We start from the raw sequence: 353 nt of genomic DNA on the forward strand, positions 1-353 counted from the left end.
GATAATGGGGCATGGCGGTGAGCGCATATTCCGGCCCGGTAATCGGCTGATCGTCGCCGGGCACCAGCGCCTGGGGCTGCCAGATCGTCGCCTGCGCCCCCAGGGTTTCGATGCGCAGTTCCGTCACTTTCTGCAGTAGCTCGGTACCCAGAATCTTGGTCATGGACGACAGCGCCCCCGGATCCTTGCCGGCTGACAGCGCCGACTTGATACGCATTTCCGTAAACTCCAGGGCCAGCACATCCGCCTCCAGCTGGGCCAGCTTGTGCTGCCATACCGGATCGTCCAGCAAGGCACCAAACGCGGTCTGCTGTTTGGATGCCATCACCTTGATCTTTTCCAACTGCACATGA

Annotated in this window: 1 protein-coding gene; it reads right to left on the bottom strand. The window is 60.9% G+C overall.

Annotated features, from left to right (window positions below; translation table 11 throughout):
* Positions 1-353 (bottom strand): acyl-CoA dehydrogenase family protein (locus A3730_RS09890; protein WP_255364253.1); only part of this gene is annotated, 353 nt, incomplete at both ends.

The sequence above is a fragment of the Alcanivorax sp. HI0044 genome (assembly GCF_001634945.1).